The sequence below is a fragment of the Castellaniella defragrans 65Phen genome, from assembly GCF_000612685.1.
GTDB classification, from domain to species: Bacteria; Pseudomonadota; Gammaproteobacteria; order Burkholderiales; family Burkholderiaceae_B; genus Castellaniella; species Castellaniella defragrans.
This window is the reverse complement of record NZ_HG916765.1, coordinates 2,897,206-2,916,830: the sequence shown is the minus strand read 5'-3', so window position 1 is coordinate 2,916,830 and position 19,625 is coordinate 2,897,206. Positions and strand designations below refer to the sequence as shown.

General features: G+C 71.9%; 19 protein-coding genes and 1 pseudogene. 11 read left to right on the top strand and 9 right to left on the bottom strand.

What is annotated here, in order from left to right; translation table 11 throughout:
• Positions 1-56 precede the first annotated feature (56 nt).
• On the top strand, positions 57-662 hold the full coding sequence (locus tag BN940_RS19055; protein WP_148304964.1) for a PRC-barrel domain-containing protein: 606 nt from the start codon (positions 57-59) through the stop codon (positions 660-662).
• 79 nt (positions 663-741) lie between these two features.
• Positions 742-927, top strand: a complete 186-nt coding sequence (locus BN940_RS13015; RefSeq protein WP_043683750.1) for a hypothetical protein — start codon at positions 742-744, stop codon at positions 925-927.
• Positions 928-953: 26 nt separating this feature from the next.
• Here BN940_RS13015 and BN940_RS13010 read toward each other — a convergent pair whose 3' ends face one another.
• From BN940_RS13010 to BN940_RS12995, 4 genes are read right to left on the bottom strand one after another with little or no spacing between them, the layout of a single operon-like run.
• Positions 954-1,514, bottom strand: a complete 561-nt coding sequence (locus tag BN940_RS13010; RefSeq protein WP_052355848.1) for a ferritin-like domain-containing protein — start codon at positions 1,512-1,514, stop codon at positions 954-956.
• Entirely contained in the window at positions 1,504-2,505 is a 1,002-nt protein-coding gene (locus BN940_RS13005) for a putative bifunctional lysylphosphatidylglycerol flippase/synthetase (protein ID WP_052355847.1), read from the bottom strand. Before BN940_RS13005 ends, BN940_RS13010 begins: the two co-directional genes overlap by 11 nt.
• Complete coding sequence (gene clsB, locus BN940_RS13000; RefSeq protein WP_084330684.1) at positions 2,502-3,818, bottom strand: cardiolipin synthase ClsB; 1,317 nt, start codon at positions 3,816-3,818, stop codon at positions 2,502-2,504. The genes BN940_RS13005 and clsB overlap by 4 nt, the downstream gene beginning before the upstream one ends.
• The gene (locus tag BN940_RS12995) at positions 3,808-4,956 is read right to left on the bottom strand and encodes a DUF3182 family protein (protein ID WP_052355846.1); all 1,149 of its coding nucleotides are present in this window, start codon (positions 4,954-4,956) and stop codon (positions 3,808-3,810) included. The genes clsB and BN940_RS12995 overlap by 11 nt, the downstream gene beginning before the upstream one ends.
• Before the next feature lie 134 nt (positions 4,957-5,090).
• On the opposite strand from BN940_RS12995, the gene glgA reads away from it, so the two are divergent.
• Both glgA and BN940_RS12985 read left to right on the top strand, forming a co-directional pair.
• Positions 5,091-6,668 carry a glycogen synthase GlgA gene (gene glgA / locus BN940_RS12990; protein ID WP_084330683.1) on the top strand — a complete coding sequence of 526 codons (1,578 nt, stop codon included), beginning with the start codon at positions 5,091-5,093 and terminating at the stop codon, positions 6,666-6,668.
• Positions 6,669-6,855: 187 nt separating this feature from the next.
• Positions 6,856-7,092 (top strand): hypothetical protein, encoded by a 237-nt coding sequence (locus BN940_RS12985; protein ID WP_043683747.1) that lies wholly within the window; start codon positions 6,856-6,858, stop codon positions 7,090-7,092.
• Between the two features lie 48 nt (positions 7,093-7,140).
• Here BN940_RS12985 and BN940_RS12980 read toward each other — a convergent pair whose 3' ends face one another.
• Positions 7,141-8,526 carry a UDP-glucose dehydrogenase family protein gene (locus BN940_RS12980; protein ID WP_043683745.1) on the bottom strand — a complete coding sequence of 462 codons (1,386 nt, stop codon included), beginning with the start codon at positions 8,524-8,526 and terminating at the stop codon, positions 7,141-7,143.
• 281 nt (positions 8,527-8,807) lie between these two features.
• On the opposite strand from BN940_RS12980, the gene BN940_RS12975 reads away from it, so the two are divergent.
• Genes BN940_RS12975 through BN940_RS12945 form a run of 7 tightly spaced genes read left to right on the top strand, consistent with a single transcriptional unit; the run spans position 8,808 to position 16,071 of the window.
• Positions 8,808-10,130: a glycosyltransferase family 4 protein gene (locus tag BN940_RS12975; RefSeq protein WP_084330682.1), complete on the top strand. Its 1,323-nt coding sequence runs from the start codon at positions 8,808-8,810 to the stop codon at positions 10,128-10,130.
• Between the two features lie 6 nt (positions 10,131-10,136).
• Complete coding sequence (locus BN940_RS12970) at positions 10,137-10,808, top strand: D-glycero-alpha-D-manno-heptose-1,7-bisphosphate 7-phosphatase (RefSeq protein WP_084330681.1); 672 nt, start codon at positions 10,137-10,139, stop codon at positions 10,806-10,808.
• Positions 10,805-11,956, top strand: coding sequence for a glycosyltransferase family 9 protein (locus BN940_RS12965; RefSeq protein ID WP_084330680.1), 1,152 nt, complete (start codon positions 10,805-10,807; stop codon positions 11,954-11,956). Before BN940_RS12970 ends, BN940_RS12965 begins: the two co-directional genes overlap by 4 nt.
• Positions 11,957-11,974: 18 nt before the next feature.
• Positions 11,975-12,973, top strand: coding sequence for a glycosyltransferase family 2 protein (locus tag BN940_RS12960; RefSeq protein WP_043683742.1), 999 nt, complete (start codon positions 11,975-11,977; stop codon positions 12,971-12,973).
• Positions 12,970-14,061, top strand: coding sequence for a glycosyltransferase family 9 protein (locus BN940_RS12955; protein WP_242404195.1), 1,092 nt, complete (start codon positions 12,970-12,972; stop codon positions 14,059-14,061). Before BN940_RS12960 ends, BN940_RS12955 begins: the two co-directional genes overlap by 4 nt.
• Positions 14,058-15,077, top strand: a complete 1,020-nt coding sequence (locus tag BN940_RS12950) for a glycosyltransferase family 4 protein (protein WP_052355844.1) — start codon at positions 14,058-14,060, stop codon at positions 15,075-15,077. Before BN940_RS12955 ends, BN940_RS12950 begins: the two co-directional genes overlap by 4 nt.
• A 4-nt stretch (positions 15,078-15,081) precedes the next feature.
• Positions 15,082-16,071: a UDP-glucuronic acid decarboxylase family protein gene (locus tag BN940_RS12945; protein WP_052355843.1), complete on the top strand. Its 990-nt coding sequence runs from the start codon at positions 15,082-15,084 to the stop codon at positions 16,069-16,071.
• A 109-nt stretch (positions 16,072-16,180) separates the two neighbouring features.
• Here the strand turns inward: BN940_RS12945 and BN940_RS12940 are convergent, their stop codons facing one another.
• The 4 genes and pseudogenes from BN940_RS12940 to BN940_RS12925 all read right to left on the bottom strand — a co-directional run bounded on the left by BN940_RS12940 (position 16,181) and on the right by BN940_RS12925 (position 19,565).
• Positions 16,181-16,747, bottom strand: coding sequence for an NADPH-dependent FMN reductase (locus BN940_RS12940; protein WP_043683735.1), 567 nt, complete (start codon positions 16,745-16,747; stop codon positions 16,181-16,183).
• A 95-nt stretch (positions 16,748-16,842) separates the two neighbouring features.
• Positions 16,843-17,625 (bottom strand): annotated as a pseudogene (locus tag BN940_RS12935) (pirin family protein); the annotation flags it as partial.
• Between the two features lie 142 nt (positions 17,626-17,767).
• On the bottom strand, positions 17,768-19,066 hold the full coding sequence (locus BN940_RS12930) for a TRAP transporter large permease (protein WP_043683732.1): 1,299 nt from the start codon (positions 19,064-19,066) through the stop codon (positions 17,768-17,770).
• Positions 19,059-19,565 (bottom strand): TRAP transporter small permease, encoded by a 507-nt coding sequence (locus BN940_RS12925; protein ID WP_043683729.1) that lies wholly within the window; start codon positions 19,563-19,565, stop codon positions 19,059-19,061. The genes BN940_RS12930 and BN940_RS12925 overlap by 8 nt, the downstream gene beginning before the upstream one ends.
• Positions 19,566-19,625: the final 60 nt, after the last annotated feature.

Genomic DNA, 19,625 nt, shown 5'->3' with positions numbered 1-19,625 from the left:
GGGGCTTGCTTGAGCCTGGATGCAGCCAATACCGGCGCGTTACACAGGAGATCCACATGAAGAAAACCCTTGCCCTCAGCCTTTGCGCTGCCCTGCCGCTGGTGATGTCCGCGGCCTATGGCCAGACGTCCCCTTCGTCTCCGGCCTCCCCTTCGTCGCCCCCATCCACCACCGCCCCCGGCGGCTCCAGCGGGGCGAGCAGCAGTTCCGGCTCCGGCGCGGCCAGCGGCGGCACCGACAGCAGCAGCGGCAACACGTTCGGCACGACCGGCGGCACGTCCGGCACGCCTTCCGGCACCACCCGCAATGGCGGGAGCATGGACGCGGGCCCGGGCACCACGGGGCCGGCCGGCGCCGGCGCCTCGGGCGCCAATTCCCCCGCGGCGCAGGAGATCAGCGGCAAGAGCGTCAAGAGCGACATGATCGGCGAAACGGTCTACAACGAGAACGATGAAAAGGTCGGCAGCGTCAAGGACGTCGTCCTGGACAACGGCGGCAAGGTGACCGACGTGGTGATCGGCGCGGGCGGTTTCCTGGGCATGGGCGAGCACGACGTGGCGGTGCCCTTCAACAAGGTCATGCGCTCCGACGACAAGCTGATCCTGCAGGGCTACACCAAGGATCAGCTCAAGGCGCTGCCCCGCGCGAAGATCGTCCAGTAGGCCGGCAGGCCGGCAAACCCGGAAGGGGCGGGCGGCGCGCGGCGCCTCCGTTTCCTTCCGACCCGAGCAGGAGAACACCATGCAAGCAGCCCATCAGGACCCCCGCGGCAAACCGGTTTCGCCCGATTCGCCCCAGCGGCGGCAGCACGAGAAAAAGACGGTGGAGGAAAGGGAAGAAGCGCTCGACGACGCGCTCGACGACACCTTTCCGGCGAGCGACCCCGTCTCCACCACGCCCCAGCCCCCCGCCAAGCCGGGGAAATGAGGCGGGCGCCCGCGGGCGCCCGCCAGTCAATCCAGCAGGTCGCGCATGTCGTCGGCGTGTTCCTGCTCCTGGGCCAGGATGCGGGTCAGCAGCAGGGTGGTCGTGGGATCGACGTCGCCGATCTTCTCGATCATCTGGCGGTAGGATTCCACCGCGACCCGTTCGGCGACTAGGTTGGCGCGGATCATGTCGCGGATGTCCAGGGATTCGTCGTATTCCGCGTGGCTGCGCTGCGCCAGCGTGGCCGGATCGAAGTCCGGCGTGCCGTTCAGCTGCACGATGCGCTCGGCGATCTGGTCGGCGTGCTCCTGCTCTTCGCGCGCATGCTCCAGGAATTCGGCCTTGATGGACATGTTGGCCAGGCCGGTGGCCGTGTGGTAGTGGCGCTTGTAGCGCAGCACGCACAGCAGTTCGGTGGCCAGGGCGCTGTCGAGCAGCGCCAGGATTTCCTCGCGGTGGCCGGCGTAATCGGACGTGACCGCCCCTTCCTCCAGGTTGCGCGCCACCGCGCGGATGGCGGCGACGTCGATGGGGGTGTCCAGCGCGTTCGGGCGACAGGGCGGCGCCTGCCTGATTTCATCGTTCATAGGGTTCCTCCGGTAAGTCGTGTCCGCCGGCACCGCAACTGGCGTGCCTGGCCCGGAGCTCCACGGCGAGGTAGCCGGGCAGGGCGACGCACAGCGGCACCCATTGATAGAGGACGCGGTACATCAGGACCGCGCCCAGCACTTCGTGGGCGCCCAGCTGTCCGCTGAGGGCATCGACGAACACCACTTCGGTGACGCCCAGGCCGCCCGGAACGTGGGCCACCAGGGCGGCGACGCTGCTGAGCAGCGTGATGCCCAGCACGTCCGGATAGGAGACCTGCCGCTCCAGCAGCAGGTAGAGGATCAGGGCCACGATGTTCCAGGACACCACGGCCAGGCCGCTCTGGGCGAGCGCCATCCAGACCGAGGGGAACGCCAGGGGATGCCCCCGGAACGTCCAGCGGCGCCGCGCGGCGGTGGCGCAGAGGAACATGTAGGCGCAGGCCACCAGCAGCAGGACCGCGCCGGCGGCCCGGGTGGCTTCGGGGCGGATGCCCCATGCGGCGAGCGTGCGCGGCACCGCGCCGAAGAAGAAGATCCCGCCCATCCAGCAGTAGCCCAGCCAGTTGGTCACCGAGCCGAACAGCACCACGCCGGCGGTGGCCGCGTGGCGCAGGCCCAGCGTCCGGTACAGCCGCAGGCGCACGCCCACGCTGCCCAGCAGCACCCCGAAGTTCACGTTGAAGGCGTAGCTGGCCGCCGCGATGGCGAGCGTCTTCCAGATCGTCTGCGCGTGGTTGAGGAAGCGCCGCGCCAGGTAGTCGATGCCGGAATAGGCCGCATAGCCCGAGAGCGCCAGCGCGCCGGCCGCCCACAGGGTCGGACCGGATATGCCGCGCGCGGCCAGGAAGACTTCGCGCCAGTCGATCCCGCGCCCCAGCTTGACCAGCAGCACGACCACGACGATGCTGACGGCCAGCGTCAGGATGCGCGCGATGCGGGGCCACCAGTCCAGCAGGCGCCGCCAGAGGGAGGCGACCGGGGGCGTCATGGATCGGTCCGGCCGTCGGTGCCGCCGGCGTCCGGGCCGGGATGGGGCGTGCGATGTGGCGCAGGGCCCGGCGTGGCGCCCGGTGCAGGATCGGGCACGGGGTCAGGCGCGGGATCAGGCACGGGATCCGGCGCGGCCACCGACTCCAGCCGCGGCCGGTGGGCGGGCAGGCTGCCGGACCAGGCGGGAAAGCGCCGCAGCACGTGGAACACCACCACCGCCGTCCACAGGTGGCGCAGTCCGCCGTGCGGCCGCCGGACGATCGCGGCCGGCTGGCAGTCCTGCGCCAGCAGGGTCTCCAGCGCCTCGCGCAGCGTCGCCGTGAATTCGGCATCCTGGACGAAGACGTTGGCCTCCAGGTTCAGGGCCAGGCTGAAGGGATCGAGATTGCTGGAGCCGACGGTGGACCAGGCCTCGTCCGCGCAGGCCACCTTGCCGTGCAGGGGGCGCTTGCAGTATTCGTAGATGTCCACGCCGGCGTCGTTCAGGTACTGGTACAGCAGGCGCGCCGCCCAGCGGGCGATCCGCATGTCCGGCTGCCCCTGCAGGATGAGCCGGACCCGCACGCCGCGGCGCGCCGCCCGCACGATGTCGCGCAGCAGGCGGTAGCCCGGGAAGAAGTACGCGTTGGCGATGATGATGTCGCTGCGCGCCAGGCGGATGCCGGCGCGGTAGGTCCGCTCGATGTCGTTGCGATGGCGGCCGTTGTCGCGCACCACCAGGCGCGCGTTGGCGCCCTCCGCGACGTCGTGCCTGTCCGGAAGCGCGTGCGCCGGCCTGCGCCGGCCTGTCCTGCCTGGCTCGCGCAGGGCATTGCGGGCGAATTCCCGGATGTCGGCCGCCAGCGGCCCGCGGACCTCCAGGGCGTAATCCTGCTTGGCCAGGGGGCCGTGGCTCGACAGGTGGTCGGCGGAGAAATTGATGCCGCCGATCAGGGCGACCCGGCCGTCGGCCACGAGGATCTTCCGGTGCATGCGGCGGAAGATGTTGGTGCGCACGCCCAGCAGGCGGGGGCGCGGGTCGAAGATATGGAAGTGCACGCCTTCCTCGGTGAGCCCCGCGATGAATTCCGGCGACAGGCCCTCGGAGCCGTAGCCGTCGACCGTCAGGTCCACGGAGACGCCGCGGCGCGCCGCCGCCATCAGCGCCTGCCGCAGTTCCCGTCCCACCGGATCGTCGAACAGGATGAACGTCTCCAGCAGGATCTCCGAACGCGCTTCCTCGATCACCCGCCACGCACGCGGGAAATACTGCTCCCCGTTGACGAGCAGGGTGAGGGCGTTGCGGCCGTCGGCCGGACCGTCAGCCGTCATGGGCGCAGATTCCGACGTATTTGACCATCGGGCCTTCCCGTTCGTCCTCGCCGCGGTAGACCAGCTGCGCGGACGGCGGGGGCGCCTCGGCCTCGCCGTACCGTTCGAGGGTATAGGCGCGCACCGTGCGCAGCGCCGGCTCCCGCTGGAAGGCCTCCAGGGCGCAGAGCTCCGCCATGCTGGCCCCGCCCGCGCGCCAGGACTGCTCCAGCACGCCGAAGCGCACCGCCCCCGAGCCGTCGAGGCCGCGCGCGACGTCGTAGTTGCGCCGGGAGGCGATCAGCCCGGGATAGCAGTCGGCGGCCGCCTGGTCGTAGGCCGCCGCCAGCGCCACGGCCCGGCGCTCGTCTTCCTCCAGGCCGGCGGCCAGCAGCGCGGCCAGCGTGCCGCGCACGAAGCGCAGATCCGAGCCGCCGTAGGCCGGCTCGCCCGCATTGTCCCGCGTCAGGATCTGCTCGCCCACGTAGCTGGCGACCAGAGGCCCCACGCGCACCTGTCCGACGCTGTAGGTGCGGATGTCGGCCAGGTTTTCCTCCAGGACCACGCCGTGCCTGACCAGGTCGGCGCCGCTGCATTCCAGCAGCGCGGCCTGCGCCGCGGCCTCGCTCTCCAGCACGCGCTGGCCCCGGCCGCCCTTGCCCTGGGCGGGCTTGAGGCGCACGGGACCCGTCTCCAGCAGGAGGCGCGCGGCGCGGACGGCTTCCGCCCGGGAAAATGCCGTGTAGCCGCGCAGGACCGCGTCCCGCACCCGCGCACCGAAATGGAGCGACCATCCCTGCGGCCGCAGGGCGTGCGCGTCGACCAGGGCATGGGTGATCGCCTTGCTGGCCACGAACCCGTACGGCACCCGCCCGCCGAAGAAATCCTGCTCGCCCCGGATGCCGGCCAGCCTGGAGTCGCTCAGGCATTCGCGTTCGGTGAGGGTCTCCGCCGGCACGCAGTAGGGCTGGACCGCGTGCGGCAGCCGCTGGAATTCGGCCTCCGTCAGGAACGGACAGTCGAGCAGCCGGGCGATGCGGCGCGCCAGTTCGTCCTGGGACGCCGTTTCGTGCGCCGAAGCGTCCGGGCGGCGGGGATGCGCGAGCACGATGCGCGCGGCGTCCGGCGCGTCCCGCCGCGGGATGGCTTCACTGCCCATGTCGTTCTCCGAAACGCGATGAGCCCGGCAAAAGCAAGCGCCATGCCCGCGCGCAGGGGTGCGCACCGGGCTGCCGGGAGGCGCCGGGCACGCGAATTGCTCCACTGCGGTATCGACGACAAGGGAGGGTTCCCGTGATCCTGAACATTCTGGTGGTCTCCGCCGAGGCATTTCCCCTGGCCAAGACGGGCGGGCTGGGCGACGCCGTGAGCGGCCTGTGCCGGGCCCTGCATCGCCCCGGCCACACCCACGTCACCCTGATGCTGCCGGCCTATCCCGCCGCGCTGGAGCAGGCGGGGCCGCTGCACGAATGCGCCCGGCTGGAGGGCCTGGCGGGCGGGACGGCCACGCTGCTGGCCGGGACCATGCCCTCGCTCGGCCTGCCAGTGCTGCTGCTGCGCAACGACGCGCTGTACCGCCGCGACGGCCTGTACGCGGATGCCGAAGGCAACGAATATCCCGACAACGCGGAGCGCTTCGCGGCGCTGGCGCAGGCGGCCGCCCGGGTGGCGTGGGGCATTCCCGGCGTGCAGCGGCCGGACATCGTGCATGCCCATGACTGGCACGCCGCGCTGGTGCCGCTGTATCTGCGGCAGATGCGGGCGGACGAGCCCAAGACCCTGCTGACGCTGCACAACATCGCCTTCCAGGGCGTCTTTCCCCTGGACCTCGCGCCGGCCCTGGGAATCCGGCCGAGCTTCTGCACCAGCGACTGCGCCGAGTTCTGGGGACGGCTCAATTTCCTGAAGGCCGGCATCCGCCATGCGGACCTGATCAGCGTCGTCAGCCGCACCTATGCCCGCGAGATCCTGACGCCCGCGTTCGGCTGCGGACTGGAAGGCGTGCTGGCCGACCGCGCCGGCGACTCCATCTCCATACCCAACGGAATCGACGTGTCGGTCTGGAATCCGCAGGCCGACGAGTACCTGCCGGGCCTGGACTTCAGCATCGGCCGGATGGAGAACAAGGCGGTCTGCAAGCGCCGGCTGCAGGAGCGCTTCGGATTGGCGCCGGATTCCGGCGCCGCCGTCATGGCGCTGGGCAGCCGCGTCACCCGGCAGAAAATGGCCGACGTGGCGGCGCAGGCGTTGCCCGGCGCCCTGGAGTCCCACCCCGAGCTGCAGGTGTGCATCCTCGGGCGGGGCGAAAAGCCCCTGGAGGCGGCGCTGCAGGATCTCGGCCGGCGCTATCCCGGGCGCTGCGCCGTGCACGTCGGCTTCCAGGAGCCCGAGGCGCACCTGCTGCACGCGGGCGCCGACATCCTGCTGCACGGCAGCCGCTTCGAGCCCTTCGGCCTCACGCCGCTGTATGCCATGCGCTACGGCACCATCCCCATCGGCTCGCGCGTGGGCGGCATGGCCGACACGATCCGGGACCCGGGCGTTGCCCGGGGGCTGGAATCGATGCGCCAGGCGACCGGCGTATTGTTCGACGGCGATTCCGCCGCCGACATGGCGGCGGCCATCGACCGGACCCTGGCGCTCCGGCGCCATCCGGACATCTGGCAGGCCATGCAGCGCAACGCCATGCGCACCGATTTCAGCTGGTCGCGGGCGGCGCCGCTGTACCTGCGCGCATACCGCGCCCTGTGCCCCCAGCGGCCGGCCGGCGTGTCGGCGGCCCGCGTCCCGGCCGTGGGCGTGAAGGAGGAAAGCCGCGGCCGGCGCGCCGGCCTGCTGGGGTATGCCGATCCCGCCTGGACCCGGCCCTGATCGGCGAGCGGCGGGCCGAGGGCTTCCGGGACGGACGGCGCCGCCCCGGAAGCCGCGGGACGGGGGGCGTGGAGGAGGCGTGGAACGTGCGTCCCGGGGCCGCGGGCCCCGGCCTCCGTGCCGGGCCCCGGGCATGGCGCTTGCCTGTCGGGGGCTCCCTGGACCACTTTCAGCGAAGGAGCCTCCGATGGCGAAATGCGATACCTGCGGCAATGAATACGACAAGGCCTTCACCCTGACCCGCGAAGGCAGGACCTACACCTTTGACAGCTTTGAATGCGCGATCGCCGGCGCCGCGCCGCACTGCGACCACTGCGACACGCCGGTCATCGGCCACGGCGTGGAAAAGGACGGACAGATCTTCTGCTGCGCGCGCTGCGCCGAGCAGGAGCGGGTCACCGGCCTGCGCGACCGCGCCGGGTAGGACGCGGGAGCAAGGCCGCGGGCCGGTCCGCCGGTCCGCGCGGCCCCGCTACACGGCGTTCTGCAGCGCGTCGGTGAGCGGCTGGGAGATGGACGCGGGACGCTGGCCGATCTCCAGATGCCGCAGGCCGTGCCGCTCCAGCAGCGCGGCGTCGTAGAGCTGCCGGCAATCGAAGACGGTGGCGAGATTCAGCTTTTCCGCCACCTGGGCGAAGTCCGCCTCGCGGAATTCCTCCCACTCCGTCATCACGACCAGCACGTCCGCATCCTCGCAGGCGAGATAGGGGTCGGGGCACAGCTCGAACATGGAATCCGGGATCAGCGCCTCGGCGGACCGTCCCGCCACGGGATCGTAGGCGCGCACCCGCGCGCCGGCCTCCAGCAGGCTGCGCGCCAGCGCGAGGCTGGGCGCCTCCCGCAGATCGTCGGTGCCGGCCTTGAAGGCCAGCCCCCACAGGGCGACGCAGCGGCCCTTGAAATCGTAGGCCAGGCAGGCCAGCAGCGTGTCCAGCAGGCGCTCGCACTGGCCGGTGTTGACCGTCTCCACGCTGTGCAGCATGTAGGCGGGCTCGCCGTGATCCTGCGCCATGGCGATCAGCGCGCGCAGGTCCTTGGGCAGGCAGGAGCCGCCGTAGCCGGCCCCCGGCCGCAGGTAGTGCGGTCCGATGCGCGGGTCGGTCTTCAGCACCTTGCAGACGGCATGCATGTCCACGCCGAGCGGCCCGGCGATGCAGGCCAGCTCGTTGACCATCGAGATCCGGGCCGCCAGGGCGGCGTTGCAGGCGTACTTGGCGTATTCCGCGCTGCGCACGTCCATGGTCAGGGTGCGGCTGCCGTCCGGGTCGAAGGGCGCGTACAGCCTGCGCAGCAGGCGGCAGGCGGCCGGATCGTCGCAGCCGATGACGATCCGGCCCGGATGCAGAAAGTCTTCCACGGCGCGTCCCTCGGCCAGGAATTCCGGATTCGAGGCGACGGTGAAGCGGGGCCGGGGGACAACGGCCGACTGCGCTTCCAGCGACTCCGTCTCCAGGAGGGTGCGGATCCGCTCGCAGGTCCCCACCGGCACCGTGGATTTCACCACCACCAGCGTGCCATGGGTCAGGGTCCGGGCCAGCAGCGCCGCGCAGTCCAGCAGGTCGGTCAGGGCCGCGCGGCCGTCCGGTCCCGTCGGCGTGCCCACCGCGAGGAAGATCGCCTCGGCCCGCTCCAGGCTCAGGTCGGGCTCCAGGGTCGATTGGAACGCCAGCCTGCCGCTCGCGCGGCCGGCCGCGATGAGCGCTTCCAGGCCCGGTTCGTGAAAGGGCACCCTGCCTTGCCGCAGCATCTCGATCTTGCGCAGGTCCTTGTCCAGGCAGGTCACGTCGATTCCCGCTTGGGCGAAGCACGCGCCCGTGACCAGTCCGACATAGCCGGTTCCGATTATTGCAATGTTCATCAGGCCTCCCGCTGGGTGAATGAGGGCGGCGCCGTCGCGGCGTCCCAGGGCGGGAAGCAATCCGCGTGCCCGGACGGTGCCGCGGCAACGCCCCGGAAGCGGGCGACGGAGGCGCGGCAGCGCGGCGGAATGGCGGCGCGGCGGCCAGGCGGAGAAGCAGACCGGAGCAGCGGCGCGGCACGGAAATTGCTGTGCCCCGCCGTACGCCCATGTCGCCGGGCGCGGTCAGCCGCCAGGCCCCCGCGCCCAGGCCATGGCACCGCAATCACCGGAGAACATTCATGCAAAGAATTGCGATCGTGAGCGAGCATGCATCGCCGCTGGCGCCGGCGGGCGGCGTGGACAGCGGGGGTCAGAACATCTACGTGGCCAACGTCGCCCGCCAGCTGGCGGCCCGCGGCTACCGCGTGGACGTCTACACCCGGCTGGACAGCCCGTCCCAGCCGCCGGTCATCGACTGGGGCGAGAACGTCCGCGTCATCCACGTGCCCGCGGGTCCCGCCCGCTACCTGCCCAAGGAGGAGCTGCTGCCGCTGATGGGGGCGTTCGGCCGCTTCCTGGAGGACTGCTTCGAGGTGGCCGAGGAGCCCTACGATCTCATTCACGCCAATTTCTTCATGTCGGCCATGGCGTCCATGCCCGTCGCGCGCCGGTTCGGCATCCCGCTGGCCGTGACGTTCCACGCGCTCGGGCGGGTGCGTCGCCGCCACCAGGCGCGGGCGGACCGGTTTCCCGACAGCCGCTTCGCCATCGAGGAGGAAATCGTGCGCCGCGCCGACTGCCTCATCGCCGAATGCCCGCAGGACCGGCGCGACCTCATCGAACTGTACGGCGCGGACCCCGCGCGGATCAGCATGGTGCCCTGCGGCTTCGACGGCGAGGAGATGGCGCCCATGGACCGGCGCGAGGCGCGCCGGCTGGTCGGCTGGCCGGACGACGCCTTCTACCTGCTGCAGCTGGGCCGCATGGTGCCGCGCAAGGGAATCGACAACGTCATCCGGGCGCTGGCCCGGCTGCGCTTCCACCATCACGTCGATGCGCGCCTGTGCGTCGTCGGCGGAAACATCGCCCGGCCGACGGACCAGGACGTGCCCGAACTGCTGCGGCTGCGGGAGATCGCGCGCGAGGAGGGCGTGCCGGACCGCGTGGAGTTCACCGGCCGGCGCGGCCGCACCCAGCTGCGGCGCTACTACTGCGCGGCCGACGTGTTCGTCTCCACGCCCTGGTACGAGCCCTTCGGCATCACGCCCGTCGAGGCCATGGCCTGCGCCACGCCGGTGGTGGGCGCGGACACCGGCGGGATCCGCTACAGCGTGGCCGACGGCGAGACCGGCTTCCTGGTGCCGCCCCGGGACCCCGACCGCCTGGCCGAGAAGCTGGCCGTCCTGGCCCGCGATCCGGAACTGGCCCGCCGCATGGGGCAGGCGGGCGTGCGCCGCGCCAACCGGCTGTTCACCTGGCGCGAGGTGGGCGAGGAGCTGGCCGAAGTCTTCGAGGTGCTGATCCGGCGGCGTCCGCGGCTCTCGGGTCCGCGCGTGCCGCTGTCCTACGATCTGCCGCTGGCGCGCGCCGCGCGGGAAGCGGCCGAAACCACCAAGGATTGAGCGGCGATGAACGTGGACCATCTGGACAGGCGCGGTGCCGGTGCGGCGTCCGGGCGGCCGCAGGGCGCGGGCGGGACCGCGCGCCCGCCGGTGCGCGGCCCGGCCGTGTTCCTCGACAAGGACGGCACGGTGCTGCAGGACGTGCCGTACAACGCCGATCCCGGGCGCATGCGGTTCGAGCCGGGGGCGCGGGCGGGGCTGGCCCGGCTGGCCCGGCTCGGGATGCCGCTGATCGTCATCAGCAACCAGCCCGGGATCGGGCTGGGGAAGATCGCGCCGCAGGACCTGGTGGCGGTGCGCAACCGGCTCTCCGACATGTTCCGCGAGGCGGGCGCCGCGCTGGCGGGCTTCTACTACTGTCCGCACCATCCGCGCGCGACCGTGGCCCGCTACGCTTGCCTGTGCGCCTGCCGCAAGCCGGCGCCGGGGCTGCTGCGGCTCGCCGCCGCGTGCCATGACGTGGACCTGCGCCAGTCCTGGTTCGTCGGCGACATCCTGGACGACGTGGAGGCGGGCCGGCGGGCCGGATGCCGCACCATCCTGCTGGACAACGGCCACGAGACCGAGTGGCTGGCCGGCGCCTGGCGCATTCCCGAGCGCATCGAGCCCGACCTGGACGCGGCCAGCCGCTGGATCAGCGTCCAGTGCCCGCGCACCGGATCCGGAGGCACGGCATGAGCGCGCGGCGCCGGGAGGGCGCCCCGGGCGCGCGGTCCGATGCGGCACGCCCCGCCGATCCCTGGCGCGACGCGCGCGCCATTCTCTGCGTGCGCCTGGACAATCTGGGCGACGTGCTGATGACCACCCCGGCCCTGCGGGCGCTGCGCCGCTCGGCGCGGGGCCGGCGCATCACGCTGCTGGCCTCGCGCGCGGGCGCCGCGCTGGCGCCCTACGTGCCGGAAGTCGATGAAGTCGTGGCCTACGATGCGCCGTGGGTCAAGAACGCCGCCGACGATCCCGCCGAGGACCGGCGCATGATCGAGGCGCTGCGGCAGCGGAACTTCGATGCGGCGGTCATCTTCACCGTCTACAGCCAGAGCCCGCTGCCGGCGGCGATGATGTGCCGCCTGGCGGGCATCCCGCGGGTGCTGGCGCATGCGCACGAGAACCCGTACCGGCTGCTGAGCCACTGGGTGCGGGATCCCGAGCCCGGCCAGTACGTGCGCCACGAAGTCCAGCGCCAGCTGGACCTGGTGGCGACGGTCGGCGCGGCGTGCACGGACACGCGCCTGTCCTTCGCCACCCAGGACGCCGACCGGCGCTCGCTGGGCGCGATCCTGGCGGCGTACGGACTGGGCGGCGGCCAGGGCTGGATCGTGGCGCATTGCGGCGCCAGCGCGCCCTCGCGGCGCTACAACCCGGCCCTGTACGCCCGCGCCATTTCCCTGCTGCACGGCTGCGGCCTGAAGATCCTGCTGACGGGCGGCCCCGGCGAGTGCGCCCTGACCGCCGGCATCCTGGCGCAATGCACGGTGCGCTCGCACGTCATCGACCTGGCCGGGCGGCTCACCCTGGGCGAGCTGGCGTGCCTGATCGAGGATGCCCGCCTGCTGATCTCCAACAACACCGGACCGGCCCACATCGCCGCCGCCGTGGGGACGCCGCTGGTCGATCTGTATGCCCTGACCAATCCCCAGCACCAGCCGTGGCAGGTGCCCCACCGGCTGCTGTATCACGACGTGCCCTGCAGGAACTGCTACAGCAGCGTCTGCCGCGAGGGCACCCATGCCTGCCTGGAGGGCGTCGATCCGCGCAGGGTCGTGGCCGCCGCCCATGAACTGCTCGCGTGGCGGGCCGGCGTATCGCCCCGGCCGCTGGTCGCCTGAGCGCAACGAGGAGGATCCATGTCCGCAGCAACCCCGCACTCCACGCTCCCGGACGTATCGGTCGTGGTGCCGACCTACCGGCGCCCCGGCATGCTGGCGCGGTGCCTCGCCGCGCTGCTCGCCCAGACGCTGCCGGGCGGGCGCTACGAGATCATCGTCTGTGACGACGCGCCGGATCCGGCCGTGCGCGCCCTGCTGGAGCAGCTCGCGCCGGAAGGCGCCGGCCGGCCGGCGCTGCACTACCTGCCGGTGACCGCCACCCAGGGGCCGGCGGGGGCGCGCAATCGGGGCTGGCGCGCGGCGCGCGCGCCGGTCGTCGCCTTCACCGACGACGACACCGTGCCGGATGCGCGCTGGCTGGAGGCGGGCCTGGCCGCCATGACGCCGGACGTCGATGCCGCGACGGGGCGCGTCGTCATGCCCGTGCCCGATCCGCCCACGGACTACGAACGGGACGCCGGGCGGCTGGCGCAGGCCGAGTTCGTCACCGCCAACTGCTTCTTGCGGCGCGCAGTGCTGGAGCGGCTGGGCGGCTTCGACGAGCGCTACAGCCAGGCCTGGCGGGAGGACTCCGACCTGCATTTTTCCCTGCTGGAGGGCGGCTGCCGCATCGAGCGGGCGCCGGACGCCGTGGTGGTGCATCCGCTGCGGCCCGTGCGCTTCGCCGCGGGCCTGTCCATGCAGCGCAAGGTCATGTTCGATGCGCTGCTGTACCGCAAGCACCGCCTGCACTACCGCCAGCGCATCCGCCGGCGGCCGCCCTGGTTCTATCTGCTGGTCACCGCCGTGGCGCTGGCCGCCCCGGTCTGCCTGCTGGCGGGCTGGTTCGCCGCCGCCGCGGCGGCGGCCGCGGCGTGGCTGGCGCTGACGCTGGGCTTTTTCCTGCGCCGCCTGCGGGGCACGGCGCTGAGCGTGCGCAACGTCGCCGACCTGGCGCTGACCTCCGCGCTGATCCCGCTGCTGTCCATTTTCTGGCGGCTGGTGGGCGCATGGCGCTTCGGCCGGGTGGCGCCATGAGCGATCCCGTTGGCGCCATGAGCGATCCCGCGACCTTCTGGGCCGCCGGGCCGAGCCGCATCGCGGTCTTCCGGGCCTTGAACCTGGGCGACTTCCTCTGCGCCGTGCCGGCCCTGCGCATGCTGCGCCGCGCCGCGCCCGCCGCCCGCATCACCTTCATCGGCCTGGCGAGCGTGCGCTCCTGCCTGCCGCGCTTTCGCCGCTACATCGACGAGTTCGTCGAATTTCCCGGCGACCCGGCGTTTCCGGAGCAGCCCCCGCGCCTGGACGAACTGCCCGGCTTCTATCGCGCCATGCGGGAGCGGCGCTTCGATCTGGCGCTGCAGCTGCATGGCAGCGGCGCCCGCTCCAACGCCATCGTCCAGGCGCTGGGCGCCCGCCGGTGGGCGGGTTTCGTGCCGGACCGGTCGGCGCAGGCGCCCTGGGCGATGGCGTGGCCCGACACGCGGCCGGAAATCGTCCGCTACCTGCTGCTGCTGCGCCACCTGGGCGTGCCCGGTCCCGACGACCCCGGCATGGAGTTCCCGCTGGAGGCCGCCGACCACGAACGGGCCGACGAACTGGCGCGGCGCCTGCGCATGGACCTGCGGCGCATGGTCTTCATGCATCCGGGCGCGCGGCTCGCGTCCCGCCGCTGGCTGCCGGAGCGCTACGCGGCGGTCGGCCGGCGCCTGGCGCGGGAAGGCTGGCGGATCGGCGTCACGGGCAGCGCGGGGGAGCGCGCGCTGACGTCTTCCCTGGCCGCGTCGATCGGCGCGGCGGCGCTCGACCTGGGCGGCCGCACGGACCTGGGCACGCTGGCCAGCCTGCTGCAGCGCGGCCGCCTGCTGATCTGCAACGACACGGGCGTCTCGCACGTCGCGGCGGCGGTGCGCGCGCCCAGCGTGGTGATCGCCTCCGGCAGCGACGTGGCCCGCTGGGCTCCCCTGGATACGCGCCTGCATCCCGTCCTGCATGCGGACGTGCCGTGCCGGCCCTGCGCCCACGATCACTGTCCCGTGCCCGGCCATCCCTGCGCCGCGCGGGTCGGCGCCGAGGAGGTCCTGCGCCTGGCGCGCGGCCTGCTGGCAGGGGGAGAGCGGCCATGAGCCGCGAGGAAGGCGCGCCCAGCGGGTCGCCGGGCGGCGGGCGTGGGCGCGGCGGCCGCCGCCTGCGCATCCTGACGTGGCACGTGCACGGCAATTATCTCCATGCCCTCACCCAGCTGCCGCACGACTTCGTCATTCCCGTGCTGCCCGGCGACCCGCCGGGCTACGCGACGCCCGGGCCGCGCATTCCGTGGGGCCCCAACGTGCATCCCGTGCCGGCCCGGGAGGTGTGCCGCGAGGCGCTGGACTGCGTCATCTACCAGTCGCGCGCCGCCTTCGAGCGCGACCGCCTGCTGCTGCTCACGCCCGAGCAGCGGGCGCTGCCCTGCGCGTACATCGAACACAATCCGCCCGAGCCGCATCCGACCGGCACGGTGCACTGGTTCCGCCACGAACGGGGCGTGCTGGTGCACGTGACGCCGCACAACGCGCTGATGTGGGATTGCGCGGACGTGCGCACGCAGGTCATCGAACACGGCCTCGTGGCGCCGCCGCGGCCGCTCTACACGGGCGAGCGGCCGCGCGGCATCGTGGTCGTCAATCACCTGGGACGGCGCGGCCGGCGGGTGGGGGCCGACCTCTACCAATGGGCCGCGCGGCAGGTGCCGCTGGACCTCATCGGCATGGGCTCCGAGGAACTGGTGGGCGGGCGGGGCGAGGTCCCCAACATGGAGGTGGCGGCGTACATGGCGGAATACCGCTTCTTCTTCAGCCCCATCCGCTACGCCAGCCTGGGGCTGTCGCTCGTCGAGGCGATGATGGCCGGCCTGCCGATCGTCGGCGTCGCCGCCACCGAGCTGCCCTGCGTGATCGCCAACGGCGTCAACGGCTGGGTGGACAGCCAGCCGCAGCGCCTGGTCGCCTGCATGCGGCAGCTGATCGACGAGCCGGCACTGGCGCGGCGCTGGGGGCAGGCCGCCCGCGAGACCGCCCTGCGGCGCTTCTCCATCGAGCGCTACATCGGCGACTGGAACGAACTGCTGGCCGGCCTGGTCGGCGGACAGGAGCAGGAATAAGGCCATGGAAGGACAGGACAAGAACTTTCGGTCCATGCTGCGCGCCCCGGTGCTGGTGGCGGGGGGGGCCGGCTTTCTGGGGGCGCATCTGTGCCGGCGCCTCCTGGACATGGGATGCGTGGTGATCTGCCTCGACAATCTGGACACGGGTTCGCGCGACGCGGTCGAGGCGCTGCGGGCGTATCCGCGGTTTTCCTGGATCCATCACGACGTCGTCGATCCCATTCCCATCGACGGGCCGCTGAGCCGGATCTACAACCTGGCCTGCCCGGCCTCGCCGCGGCATTATCAGGCCGATCCGCCGCATACCCTGCTGACCTGCGTGGACGGCGCGCGCAATCTGCTGGAACTCGCCCGCCGCACCGGCGCCCGCATCCTCCAGGCCTCGACCAGCGAGGTCTACGGCGATCCGCTGGAGCATCCGCAGCACGAGTCCTACCGCGGCAACGTGAACATCGTCGGCCTGCGCTCGTGCTACGACGAGGGCAAGCGCTGCGCCGAGACGCTGTTCTCCGACTACGGCGCGCGCTACGGCGTGCGCACCAAGATCGCCCGCATCTTCAACACCTACGGCCCGGGCATGGCGCTGGACGACGGCCGGCTGGTCTCCAACCTCATCGTCCAGGCCCTGAAGGGCTATGCCATGACCCTCTATGGCGACGGCAGCCAGACGCGGTCCCTGTGCTACGTGGACGACCTGATCGAGGGCCTGATCCGCCTGATGGAAAGCCCGCCATCCTTCCGCGGGCCCGTAAACCTGGGCAATCCCAGCGAGATCACGGTGCTGGACGTGGCCGGCGCCATCCGCGCCCTGACCGGGACGTCCGCGCCGCTGGTGCGCCTGTCCCTGCCGCCCGACGATCCCAGGCGGCGCTGCCCCGATATCGTGCTCGCGCAGCGCCACCTGGGCTGGCGGCCCGCCACGGGCCTGCAGGATGGCCTGCGCAGGACGATCGCCGATTTCGCCCTGCGGGTCGAGGTCGAAGTCCCCTGAGCCGCGCCCGGGCGGGCGCGGCCGGGGTCGATCAGGCGTGCTTGGGCGATCGGCGCGCTGGACGATCCGGTGCGGATGGACGATCCGGTGCGGATGGGCGATCCGGCGATCAGGCGCGCATCGTCTTGAGCGCCGTCGCCCAGCGCAGTAGTTCGTCCAGCAGCGTCGTGGCCGAGGCGTCGATCAGTTCGTTGGAGGCGAATTCGCCGTTGTCCTGGATATGCTTGGCCACCATGGGGACGGCGACGCCTTCGGCCATGGGCATCATCTTCAGGGTGGTGACCTGCAGCTTGGCCGCCTGGGCCGCGCGCAGGCCGCCCGAGACGCCGCCGTAGCTGACGAAGCCGCAGGGCTTGTAGTTCCATTCCTTGTAGACGAAGTCCAGCGCGTTCACCAGCGCGGGCGGCGGGCTGTAGTTGTATTCGGGCGTGACGAAGGCGTAGGCGTCGGCGCCGGCCACGCTGGCGCTCCAGCGCTTGGTGTGGTCGTGCGCGTACTGCTGCATGCGGGGGTGCACCGGCTCGTCGTAGAGAGGCAGGTTGAAATCGGCCAGGTCCACCAGCGCGGCGTCGAACCGGCCGTGGCTGCGAGCGAATTCGTGGAACCAGCGTGCGACCGCGGGGCCGACGCGGCCCGGGCGGGTGCTGCAGATGATGACTTGGAGCTTGAGCGACATCGTGTGTTTCCTTGCTGGGGGGTTGGCCCGTCCGTGCGGCCCGGGAGCGGGATGAATTCGCGGTCGTCGCCCACGGGCAGCTTCATGCGCTGGGCGCGCCAGTCCTCGCGGGCCTGTTCGAGCCTGTCCCTGGATGAGGACACGAAATTCCAGGAGATGAACCGTTCGCCGACCGGTTCGCCGCCCAGCAGCATCACGGTCGCGGGCCCCCGGGCCCGGACCTGCGCGGCGCGGCCCGGCTGCAGGACCAGCATCCGCCCTTCGGCCAGCGGGTGGCCGTCGAGTTCGACGGCGCCCCGGGCGACGTAGACGGCGCGTTCGGAGTAGTCGGTGCCGAGGGCGCGGCGCGCGCCGTCGGCCATGTCCCAGTGCAGGTAGAACAGCGGCGAATGCGTCCGGACGCGGGCGGCGGCGCCCTCGATGGACCCGGCGATCAGGCGGCCGGCGACGCCGTCCTCGTGGAATTCCGGCAGTTCGCCGGCCCCGTGATGGTGATGGAATTCGGGCGCGGTTTCCTCGTGTTCGCGCGGCAGGGCGACCCAGGCCTGGATGCCGTGCATGGTGGCGCCGTGGGCGCGGGCGTATTCCAGGCGCTCGCTGTGGGTGATGCCGCTGCCGGCGGTCATCCAGTTGACCTCGCCGGGGCGGATTTCCTGGTTCGAGCCCAGGCTGTCGCGGTGGGTGATGGCGCCGCTGTACAGGTAGGTGACGGTGGACAGGCCGATGTGCGGGTGCGGGCGGACGTCCAGTTCGCGCGGCGCGCCGGGCGCCACGTCCAGCGGGCCCAGGTGGTCGAAGAAGATGAAGGGCCCGACCATGCGGCGCTTGCGGCAGGGCAGCACGCGGCCGACGACGAAGCCCCCGCCCAGGTCGTGCATGCGGCGGTCGATCAGCAGGGTGGCGGTCATGGGGTTCCTCGTGCGGGCCGGTGGGGGCGGCCCCGCGATTACGATAATCGGGAATGCGCCCGGAAAACAAGCGGGCCCCCGGCAGGGGGCCCGCGGCGCGGGGCCGGCGGCGCTACATGTGGCCGGGCAGCCAGGTGGCGAGCGCGGGGAAATGCCACAGGACCACCAGCAGCAGGGCCATCAGGCCGAAGTAGGGCGCGCAGACCCGCGCCAGGTAGGTGATTTCCTTGCCGGTCATGCTCTGCAGCACGAACAGGTTGAAGCCCACCGGCGGCGTGATCTGGGCGGTTTCCACGGTGATGACCAGGAAGATGCCGAACCAGATCGGATCGATGCCGGCCGCCTGGATGATGGGCAGCACCACGCCCATGGTCAGGACGATGGTGGAGATGCCGTCCAGGAAGCAGCCCAGCACGATGTAGAACAGGGCGAGCGCGACGATCAGCATGCCGGGCGACAGGTGCAGGCCGCCGACGAATTCCGCCAGCTGGCGGGGCAGGCCGATGTAGCCCATGGACAGGGTCATGAAGGCCGCGCCCGCCAGGATCAGGGCGATCATGCAGTACAGGCGCGTGGCCCCCAGCAGGGAATCGCGGAACGATTTCCAGCTCAGGGTCTTCTGCCAGGCCGACAGCAGGAAGGCGCCGATGACGCCGATGGCCGCCGACTCGGTGGCCGTGGCCACGCCGCTGTAGATGCTGGCGACCACGCCCAGGATCAGCAGGACCACCGGGATCAGCTGGCGCGATTCGCGCAGCTTGCCCATCAGCGGCAGGTGTCCTTCGGCCGAGTCCGGCACGCGCTCGGGGTGCAGCAGCGCCCAGCCGGCGATCCAGCCGCTGAACAGCAGGGCGAGCAGCAGTCCGGGGACGACGCCGGCGATGAAGAGCTTGGCGATCGAGGTTTCCGCAGCCACCCCGTAGACGATCAGGATGATGGACGGCGGAATCAGCAGGCCCAGCGTGGCGGGGCCGCCCAGCGAGCCGATGATCTGCGCGTCGGGGTAGCCGCGCCGGCGCAGTTCGGGCAGGTTCATGCGGCCCACCGTGACGCAGGTGGCGGCCGAGGAGCCGCACACCGAGGCGAAGATCGTGCAGCCCAGCACGTTGGTGTGCAGCAGGCGCCCGGGCAGGCGATTGACCCAGGGCGCCAGGCTGCGGAACAGGTTCTCGGACAGGTTGGTGCGGTAGAGGATCTCGCCCATCCAGATGAACAGCGGCAGCGCGGTCAGTGTCCAGCTGCTGGAGCTGCCCCAGATGGTCATGGCCATGGCGTCGCCCGCGGCGCGGCTGGAAAAGAATTCCATGCCGAACCAGGCGACGCCGGCCAGGGTGAGGCCGACCCACACGCCGCCGCCCAGCAGCGCGAAGAGGACGACGATCAGGGCGATGCTGGCCGAGATCTCATTCATGGTGGGGTTCCTCCGAGGCGGGGGGCGCGCGCCTGCCCAGCAGCTCCAGGCAGAACTCGTCCAGGAAGGCGATGAAGAAGACCAGGGTGCCCACGGCCATGGGGATCTGAGGGATCCACATCGGCGTGGCGTCGATGCCGGTGGAGATGTCCTGGAAGGACCAGGACTGCCAGACCAGGCGCGCGGAATACAGGGCCAGGAAGCCCGACAGCGCCACGGCGACGAGCAGCGCCGCGAGTTCGAGCCCGCGGCGCGCCTTGCCGTGCAGCATGCCCAGGATCAGGGTGACGCGGATGTGCTCGCCGTGCTTCAGCGTGCTGGCCAGGGCGAGGAAGCCGGCGCCGGCCATGGCGTAGCCGGCGTAGGCGTCGGCCCCGCCGACCGGGAAGCCCAGCAGGCGGCCCAGGATCATCAGGGTCACCATCAGCAGCACGCCGATCATGCCCAGGCCCGCCAGCCAGCCGCTGGCGGTGTAGAGTCCATCGAGAAATCGACGCATGATGCGTTCCTAGCGGTCGGAGGGCCGCGCGCCGTCCGGCGCGCGGCGGCGGCCGGGGGC